The following is an 8,786-nucleotide window of genomic DNA, read 5'->3' on the forward strand; positions in this document are numbered from 1 at the left end:
CGCCCGGCTGGCGCCGCTGCTCGCTGCCGCCAGCCGGCCGGCGACCGGGTCGCTGAACGACGGCCATGCAGCATTTCGCCAGCGACAACTACGCCGGCATCTGCCCGGAGGCGCTCAGCGCGCTGCTGGCGGCGAACGACGGCCACGTCCGCTCCTATGGTGACGATGAATGGACGCTGCGTGTCGCCGACCGCCTGCGCGCCGTCTTTGAAACCGATTGCGACGTCTATTTCGTCTTCAACGGCACGGCGGCCAACTCTCTGGCGCTGGCGGCGCTCTGCCAGTCGTACCACAGCGTCATTTGCCACCGCCTGGCGCACGTCGCCACCGACGAATGCGGCGCGCCGGAGTTCTTCTCCAACGGCGCCAAGCTGCTGCCGGTCGCCGGCGAGCAGGGCAAACTGACACCGGCGGCGATCGTCGAGGCGGTGACGCGGCGCAGCGACATCCACTATCCGAAACCGAAAGTCGTGACGCTGACGCAGGCGACCGAGGTCGGCACCGTCTACCGCCCGGACGATCTGCGCGCCATCGCCGACACGGCGCGGGAGTACGGCCTGCGCGTGCACATGGATGGTGCCCGCTTTGCCAACGCCGTCGCCGGTCTCGGCGTCAGTCCGGCGGACGTGACCTGGCGCGCCGGCGTCGATGTCCTCTGTTTCGGTGGCACCAAGATGGGATTGCCGGTCGGCGAGGCGGTGCTCTTCTTCGACCGCCGCCTGTCCGAGGACTTTGCCTATCGCTGCAAGCAGGCCGGGCAACTGGCGTCGAAGATGCGTTTCCTGTCGGCGCCGTGGCTCGGCATTCTCGAAAACGGAGCCTGGCTGCGGCATGCGGCGCACGCCAACGCGATGGCGCGCCGGCTGGCCGGCGGTCTGGCCGAGGCGACCGGCTGGCCGGCGATCTTTCCGGTGCAGGCGAACGGCGTCTTCGTGCACCTGCCAGAGCATGTCGATGCCGGGCTGCGCGCGCGCGGCTGGCTGTTCTACGACTTCATCGCCGCCGGCGGCAGCCGTTTCATGTGCGGCTGGGATACCGCGCCGGAGACGGTCGATCGCCTGCTCGCCGACATTCGCGAACTGGCGGCCGGCGGCGAATGAGCGACTGGCGCTTCTGTCCGCGTTGCGCCGCGACACTCGTCGCCGGCGACGAAGGCGGTCGCCGGCGGCAGGTCTGCGCGGCCGGCTGCGGCTTCGTCCATTGGGACAATCCGGCGCCGGTGCTGGCGGCTCTGGTCGAGTACGAGGGGCGCATCCTGCTTGCCCGCAACCGTGCCTGGGCGCCCGGCGCTTTCGGCCTGATCAGCGGTTTCCTCGAACGCGACGAGGATCCTGCGGCCGGGGTCGCGCGTGAAGTGCGCGAAGAGTTGGGTCTGACGACCGGTACCGCGACGCTGATCGGCGTCTATCCGTTTGCGCGCCGGCACGAGGTGGTCATCGCCTACCATCTGCCGGCGCACGGCGAGATCAGGCTCAACGAGGAACTCGCCGAGTTCCGGCTGATCGCTGCCGAGAAGCTCAAACCCTGGGATTTCGGCACCGGGCTGGCGGTCCGCGACTGGCTCGCGCGGCCGCGCTGATGAGCGTCCGCGCCGCCGCTGCCGCCCCAGGCGCTGCGCCATCCGGCCCGCCTGATCCTTCCGGCGGCACCGGCGATCCACTGGCCTGCGAGCAGGCGATCGCCGCGGACTGGTGGCCGTCCTCGCACCGACGGTGCCTGACGAACCCCGAGCGTGGCTGACAAGGATTGAAGGCAGCGGTGATCGCGCCGATGGACCGGAACCCGGCGAACTCCGAGCGTCTCGGCCTCAGGCGAGTCGGCCGGGTGCAGAATGAAAAAGGCCGGCGACCCGAGGGTGCCGGCCTTTCCACTGCGAACTGCGATCAGGAACGCTGCTTGCGGCGCAGGCCCGCGACACCGGCGAGGGCGAGGCCGGCCAAGGCCAGCGAACCCGGCTCGGGAGTCGGCGTGATCTCGCGACCGATCTTGGTAATGGCGGCCCTTTCGAAGTCGGCAAAGTCGTTGGCCGGCAGCGTGAAGGAACCGGCACCGCCCTGGATGTTGTTCTGGTACCAAGCGAGCAGACCGGCTTCACCGAGGATCGGCAACCCGTTGATCGTGTCGATGCCGGCGGCGAGGGCGGCGTCGCGCGCGGCTGCGGTATTGTCGCCTTGGTTTTGCGCGCCGTCTCCCGAGACGTCGATCACCTGACGCAGACTGTCAAAGTTGTTGGTGAACAGCGGGGTGGCGAAATTGATCGCGCTGCCCGGGGCGGTCGAACCGGAGAAGGCGCGGGTCGTTCCATTGATGGCCGCGGCGAAGGCATTCGCCGAGGCTGCGTCCGTGATGTGCGTCCAGCCAACCTGTACCGACTGTTGGGCGGCACCGGACCACTCGATGTAGGTCACGGCAATACCGCCCGTGAGGGCGGCGATGGCGGCTTGAATTCCCGGATTCTGGAAGGCGGCGACGTAGCCTCCCTTCTGCAGGTTGTACTCGGTGCCGATGACGCTGCCGGAGACATCGACCAGGAGGGCGAGTTCGAGCGCGACGTTGGTGGCGTTGGCGGCGGGCATGTAGGCGGCGGAGACGGCGACCGCTGCGGTAGCGAGTGCCTTGGTGAGTTTTTTCATGTTGTCCTCACTTAGTTGGTCGGTTTGGGAAGAACGATTCTTCTCGCGGACACCATAGAGTCGAGTCCTGCGCACCGCTCCAGAAAGGACGCGCCGCACGGCACTGCGGGAAGAAAATGAAAAGAACCGGCACCCCCTGGATGCCGGTTTTCCGACTGGGGAGAACCCGATCAGGAAGCCTGCTTGCGGCGCAGACCGGCGATTCCGGCGAGAGCGACACCGAGCAGCGCGACGCTGCCGGGTTCGGGAAGGTCGACGATATTCTGAACTTTGGCGGCGATCGCAGGCCCATAGTCATCGAAATTGGCAACCGTCAGGACGAACCCCTGCACCAAGGGGTTGGGAAGAGCATTCGGATCATTCGTGGTCACTCCCGGGTTGGGAGAGACCAAGGCCTGCAGGAAGGAGAGGTTGAAGTTGCCAATAGCCTCAGCGCTGATGCTGTCCCAACCGCTGGCGGTCAGGCTGTTGCGGAGCGTCGTACCGTTTGTCTCGCCGATATTTGGCACGCCATCGGTGCTAATGTTCATCAGGCTGGAAGAGCTGAGGCCGCCGTCAGCAATGTAAGCATTCGTGAGCGCAGTGGTACCGCATTGAATGCACGTGTTACCGTTAGTGAAAGCGATGGCATTGATGCTAGCCTGAATGCCTGCAAGGTTCCCTGCGGTCAGGATGACTGGCAAAACATCTACAGAAGCCGTTGTAGCAAACGAGGACACTGCGATCCGGTACTGATTCGGGCCTGCTGTCGGAATGACAGCGAGAGCGTTTGCCAAGCCCGATGTCACGCTAGTCCAGTTGCCCGAGCCGACGCTTCCCGAGCGGTCCAGCACGAAGCCAAGATCAATCACGGCTGCATTTGCCGAGCCCGCGGCGATCGTGCTGCCGGCCAATGCCAGCGCAATGGCGATTTTCTTGAGTTGCATGGTTTTCTCCTAGTTGTGGGTGGTCTTCAGTCACGACTGGCCAATGAAGCGAGTCCTGGTAGACGTAAAGCATACTTCGTGCCAGAATCAAAAAGATCCAGTAGAACAATAGGTTGCCCGGATGTCTCCGGATGCGTGATCGTCGAGTGTAAAGTAATCCGACAGAGCCCGTACAGCCGCAGCTTCGCGTGCTGGTGGGTGCAGGCGGCAGACAACGCCAACCGCGGTGTGGCGCCGGGTCCTGTTGTCAATCGCCGCACGAGAGTCGCGATCGGCGATGGCAAGGCGGTTGTGCGCAAGCGGCCAGCGCAGCCACCCCCAGACGCGGCGCTCTCGCCGGGTTGTCCTCGAGCGGGTAGAACCCGTTGCTAGGCATGGACCGACGGCCTCCATCAGATGTCGCAGAGTGTAGCCAACCCCTTCGCCAGTGCGCCCCGGTTGGCTGGCGAAGGCGGCTGCTTGAGCAGCCACTGGTGCTCGGTTCCGACGAGCGGCTGCCTCGCTTCCCGTCGGCGTCGCGCGGGATTGTTGGCCGTTGCCTCAGACAACCTGATCTCGGCGCCATGACGCCTGCACAAGTGGCGTCAGGAATGCGAGGTAAGTCATCAGGTTAGCGCCGCGATCAAGCACAGGAGAGGATTTCCGCCCAAGTGCGGGGCAGATGTTGCCAAGATACCGCTGAAGGCAGATAGTCGAGTTTTTTTGGCGCGACGCCGATCTTGCGGGAGAATCCGATGCCCCAACTGCTCTTGCCGATCTTTCCTGATTCGGTGACGGCGATCAAGGGCCTGCTGTCGGTCGGGAAGCAGGACGGGCGAGTGGTGTATTTCCACGGCGTCCTGCCGGTGTTCAGTCATGCGCAGGAGGATTTGGCGACCTTCCGGATGATCACGGCACAATTGATCGCGCAGGGTCACGTGCGCGTGGTGGACGTGTCGCGCGCTTTCGGGGTGCCCGCGTTGAGCGTCAAGCGCGCGTTGAAGCGGTATCGTCAGGAAGGGCCGAAGGGGTTCCATGTTCCGCCGCGGCGCCGCGGCCCGGCGGTCCTGACGGCAGAGGTGTTGCAGCGGGCGCAAGCCCTGTTCGATGGCGGACAGACCATCCCGGTGGTTGCGGCAGAACTGGGGATCAAGATCGACACCCTGTCGAAAGCGGTCCGTGCCGGGCGGTTGCATGTTGCCGTGGTGAAAGAGTCCGGTACGCTCGTCTCGAGCACCAAGAGCGAGCGCAGCGCGCGCGACAGCGAAGCCCCGATGGGCGTTGCGGCAAGCAACGTGCAAGATCGGGTCGCAGCCAGCGTGGGCGGTCTGAACGCGGTCGCGCCACAGTTCCAGGCGGCCGTCGACGTGCCGCGGGGCGGGGTGCTCTTTGCGCTGCCCGCCTTGCTGGCCGTTGGCTTGCTCGAAGGCGCCGCGGAGCTTCCCTTGCCGCCGGGGTACTACGGGATCGACAGCCTGTTGATGCTGATTGCCTTCATGGCGCTGGCGCGACTCAAGTCGGTGGAGTCCCTGCGCTCGTGCGCGCCGGGCGAGTGGGGCAAGCTCCTGGGTCTGGATCGGATTCCTGAAGTGCGCACCCTGCGCGAAAAGATAGGGCTCCTGAGCGAGGGCGCTCGGGCCGAGAAATGGAGCGCCGACCTGTGTCGGCGCTGGATGGCGGCGGCGCCCGAACAAGCGGGCATCCTCTACGTCGATGCGCATGTCCGGGTGTACTACGGCGGGCAGACCGAGTTGCCGCGCCACTACGTCGCGCGCCAGCGACTGTGCCAGCGGGCGACCGCGGATTACTGGGTCAACGCGATCGGCGGACAGCCCTTCTTCCGGGTCACGCAATCCGTCGATCCGGGCCTGATCAAGGTCCTTGAAGGCGAGATCCTGCCTCGCCTGGAACGTGACATTCCCGATCAACCGAGCGCCGAGCTGCTCGCAGCCGATCCGCTACGCCACCGCTTCACTCTGGTCTTCGATCGTGAAGGCTATAGCCCCGGGTTGTTCCAGCGCCTGAAGGCACGTCGCGTGGCCTGTCTCTCCTATCGCAAATATCCCGGCGACGATTGGTCCGCCGAGGAATTCGTCGACACAACGGTCGCGCTGCACAGCGGCGAGCAGGTCCGCATGCGGCTCGCCGAACGGGGCACGCTGCTCGGCAAAGTGGTGTGGGTCCGCGAGGTCCGCAAGCTCTGCGACACCGGTCGCCAGGTCGCCTTGATCAGTACGGACCATCAGTCCGGCATCGGCCCCCTGGCGGCGACCCTGTTCGCCCGCTGGTCTCAGGAAAACTTCTTCAAGTATGCCCGCGAACACTTCGCCCTGGACCGCCTGGCGGACTACCAGACGGAAGAAATTCCTGATACCGCACGCGTCGTCAACCCGGCCTGGCGAACCCTCGACGGGCGAGTGCGCGCGCTGGCCAGCAAGCTCAGCCGCCGGCTCGCACAATTCGGCGCGCTCAACCTCGACGAAACGATTGACCCGGAGAAAGTCGAGTCCTTTGTCGCCAGGAAGGCCGCTGCCCACGACGAGATCGAGCAGCTTCAAGCGGAACTCAAGACCGTCAAGGAGCAGCGCAAGCAAACCCCATCCCATATCGAGGCCAAGGATTTGCCGGAGCAAAGCCGGTTTCGCCGGCTGAGCACCCACAGCAAGCAATTGCTCGACACGCTCAAGATGATCGCCTACCGTGCGGAAACGGCGATGGCCAACATCCTGGCGCCGCTTCTTGCCCGCCCAGACGAGGTCCGCAGCTTGCTACGCGCGATCTACACGACCGAAGCCGACTTGCTGCCCGATCCGCAGGCCGGCACCCTGACCGTTCGCCTCCACCATCAAGCCAATGCCGTCTCGGACCGCGCCGTCCGGGCACTCTGCGACGAGCTGAACGCGACCGAGACCGTCTTCCCACGTCTTCCCACGCACCAACCTCCGCTTGATCCTCCAACTCGGTACTTCGCAAAATCCGTGAGATCAGGTTGTCTGTGCCTGCGTGACCGCTGCTTCAATGGCAGAATGGACGAGGACAGGAAGAAAGCCGCTCGCGCGGCTTTCTTCTTCGGGAGCAACCTCTGCTACTGCTCGGTGACCAATTCGCGCCAGGACACGCGGCGGGTGTCGAGCGGTGAGGGTGCCGTCGGCACCGGCGTGCTGATGGTGCTGGGAGTGTCGGTCCGGATCAGTTCCCTGATCGTGCCGTCGACCAGGCGGATGACGCTGGGCGCGCTGCTCAGGTAATCGCCGAGGCGTATTGCCGAGAGTCCATTGGTGCCGTTGACCGGGCCGCCACTGTCGTAGTCGAAGAAGTAGGCGAAGCTGATGCCGACCGGAACACAGGCGCCGATGGTCGGCGTGTTGGTGTTCAGCGCCAGCGTTCCCAGTTGCAGGCGCAGCTCGGTGTTGACGCGCTCGCCGGCGACCGGGAAGTCGGCATACCAGCCGTCGTTGACGTCGAAGTCCACCGGGTTGTTGGTGCCGGTGACGATTGGGCGGCCGGCCGTGCAGAACGGGTTGCCTGCCTGGCAGGTCGCCGAGGTCAGCGTCTGCGCGACGAAGTCGCCCGGTGGCGGCGTCGTCTGCGGCGGGCTGAGGGGACGCGGGCTGCCGTAGTCGAGGTCGAGCAGGCGGTCCTTGATCGCGTAAACCGTCTGCGTCTGCGTCGTCGCCAGGTCGTCGGTGCCGAGCAACTGCCCGGTGCCGACAAAGACGACGGCGTGCGGGCCGACCTTGCCGAGTTCCGGCCGGGTGGTGATCGGTTGTGCGACACCAGCCGGATCCTTCAGCGTCGCGAGGCGCTGTGCGTCGTACACCGGTGTCGCCGGCGGGGTGGCGGGCAGCGGGATGTCACCGTTGACGTCGAAGCGCCAGAGATTGCCGAGCTGGTCGCCACCATAGACGCGCTGCGCGGTATTGTTGGCGTCGGGGAAGTTGGCCCAGGCGGAGATGCGCGACAGGCCGCTCGGCGTCGTGGTGTCGCCGGCACCGGTCGAGATCGTGCGCAGCAGGGTGCCATCGCTCGCCCGGATGATGAACAGGTGGCCACCGCCGTCACCGGGCGAGAGGTTGTTGTATCCCGAGGTGACGACGACCACCCAGGTGCCGTCCTTGAGCTTGGTGATCACCGGGTTGCCGTAGCTGTAGCCGAGGTCGTTGTGGGTGAATTCCCACAAGGCTTTCGGCGCCGCCGGGTTGGTGATGTCGAGCGCGTAGTAGCCGCGGCCGCCGTTGTTCAGGCCGCCGACGAGGATCGTCTTCCAGACCGTCGGCAGCGAGCCGGATGCGGGCGTGGCGCAGTCACTGACGCAGATGTCGCCGACCACCGGTGTGCCATCGACGGTGAACACGTGCATGTTCTGCGTGGTCTGCGCGCCATAGTTCTTGTCGGCGAGCCTGTACAGCCGTGGCAGGACCGCGCCCGGCACGTAGGCCCACACCTCGTCGCCGGTGCTGGCGTCGAAGGCGTGCAACATGCCGTCGTTGGCGCCGACGTAGACCATCGCGGTGCGGCTCTGGTTGGCGGTCTTGAAGCCGGCATAGTTGTAGTCGACGTAGTTCCACGGCGATTCCTTGACGTACACCGCTTCCGAACCGACGATGTCGCCAAGGATGTGCGCCCGCTGGCGATAGTACTTGCCGAGGTCGGTGAGCGGCCCTTCGTTGCTGTTGTCGCCACGGATGAAGTTGAGCAGGTTCTCACCTTCGGCGCTGGCCCTGGATGTGGTCGTCAGGCAGGTGGTGCCGACGGTGCAAAGCTGGGTCAGGGTATCGATGTGCGGCGACAGGAAGTTGTTCTTCTGGCTGGTGCTGAGATTCGCCCAGAGGAAGAACTTGAGGTTGTCGACGCCGCTGCCGGAACTGTTGCCGCCGGCTTCGAACAGGTAGATGGTGCGCGCGCTATGCGTCCCCGCGGAGACCCTGGCGTCCAGCCGTGCCTGCGCCGACCACGCCGCAGTGGTCGAGATGGCGCCGGTCGTGCCGTCGATCGTCCGCTTGACGATGTCGCCCGACCACTCGCCGGCGCGGAAAGAGACCTCGAAAATCGCGTTGCTGCCCGGCGCGAGATTCGCGCTGGTCACCGTCACCGCGGCGAGGGCGCCGTCGCGCACGGTGACCGTCTGCAGCGCGCCGCTGATGCCGGCGGCGAGCGACGACGGGTCGGTCGCACTGAAGTAGGTGCCGCGGCCATTGACCGCCGCATGCCAGAGGTCGTCGATGTTGCTCTGCGTGTTGCTCTCCGG

General features: G+C 65.6%; 5 protein-coding genes and 1 pseudogene. 3 read left to right on the top strand and 3 right to left on the bottom strand.

All coding sequences use genetic code 11. From position 1 onward, the window contains the following. Positions 1 to 65 precede the first annotated feature (65 nt). Together NFW30_RS15250 and NFW30_RS15255 are read left to right on the top strand one after the other, a co-directional pair. Positions 66 to 1,100 (top strand): low specificity L-threonine aldolase, encoded by a 1,035-nt coding sequence (locus NFW30_RS15250; protein WP_295351588.1) that lies wholly within the window; start codon positions 66 to 68, stop codon positions 1,098 to 1,100. After that, positions 1,097 to 1,579, top strand: coding sequence for an NUDIX domain-containing protein (locus tag NFW30_RS15255; RefSeq protein ID WP_295351590.1), 483 nt, complete (start codon positions 1,097 to 1,099; stop codon positions 1,577 to 1,579). Before NFW30_RS15250 ends, NFW30_RS15255 begins: the two co-directional genes overlap by 4 nt. Positions 1,580 to 1,883: 304 nt before the next feature. On the opposite strand, the gene NFW30_RS15260 is transcribed toward NFW30_RS15255, so the two are convergent. Both NFW30_RS15260 and NFW30_RS15265 read right to left on the bottom strand, forming a co-directional pair. Continuing rightward, a complete protein-coding gene (locus NFW30_RS15260; protein ID WP_295351593.1) occupies positions 1,884 to 2,633 on the bottom strand; it encodes a DUF1194 domain-containing protein in 750 nt (249 codons plus the stop codon). 170 nt (positions 2,634 to 2,803) lie between these two features. Further along, positions 2,804 to 3,559 carry a VWA domain-containing protein gene (locus tag NFW30_RS15265; RefSeq protein ID WP_295351594.1) on the bottom strand — a complete coding sequence of 252 codons (756 nt, stop codon included), beginning with the start codon at positions 3,557 to 3,559 and terminating at the stop codon, positions 2,804 to 2,806. 734 nt (positions 3,560 to 4,293) lie between these two features. On the opposite strand from NFW30_RS15265, the gene NFW30_RS20110 reads away from it, so the two are divergent. After that, positions 4,294 to 6,786: a putative transposase gene (locus tag NFW30_RS20110; protein WP_363322114.1), complete on the top strand. Its 2,493-nt coding sequence runs from the start codon at positions 4,294 to 4,296 to the stop codon at positions 6,784 to 6,786. Positions 6,787 to 7,187: 401 nt separating this feature from the next. On the opposite strand, the pseudogene NFW30_RS15270 reads toward NFW30_RS20110, so the two are convergent. Continuing rightward, positions 7,188 to 8,654 (bottom strand): annotated as a pseudogene (locus NFW30_RS15270) (PilC/PilY family type IV pilus protein); the annotation flags it as partial. Positions 8,655 to 8,786: the final 132 nt, after the last annotated feature.

It is taken from the genome of Accumulibacter sp. (assembly GCF_023806635.1).
Taxonomy (GTDB): domain Bacteria; phylum Pseudomonadota; class Gammaproteobacteria; order Burkholderiales; family Rhodocyclaceae; genus Accumulibacter.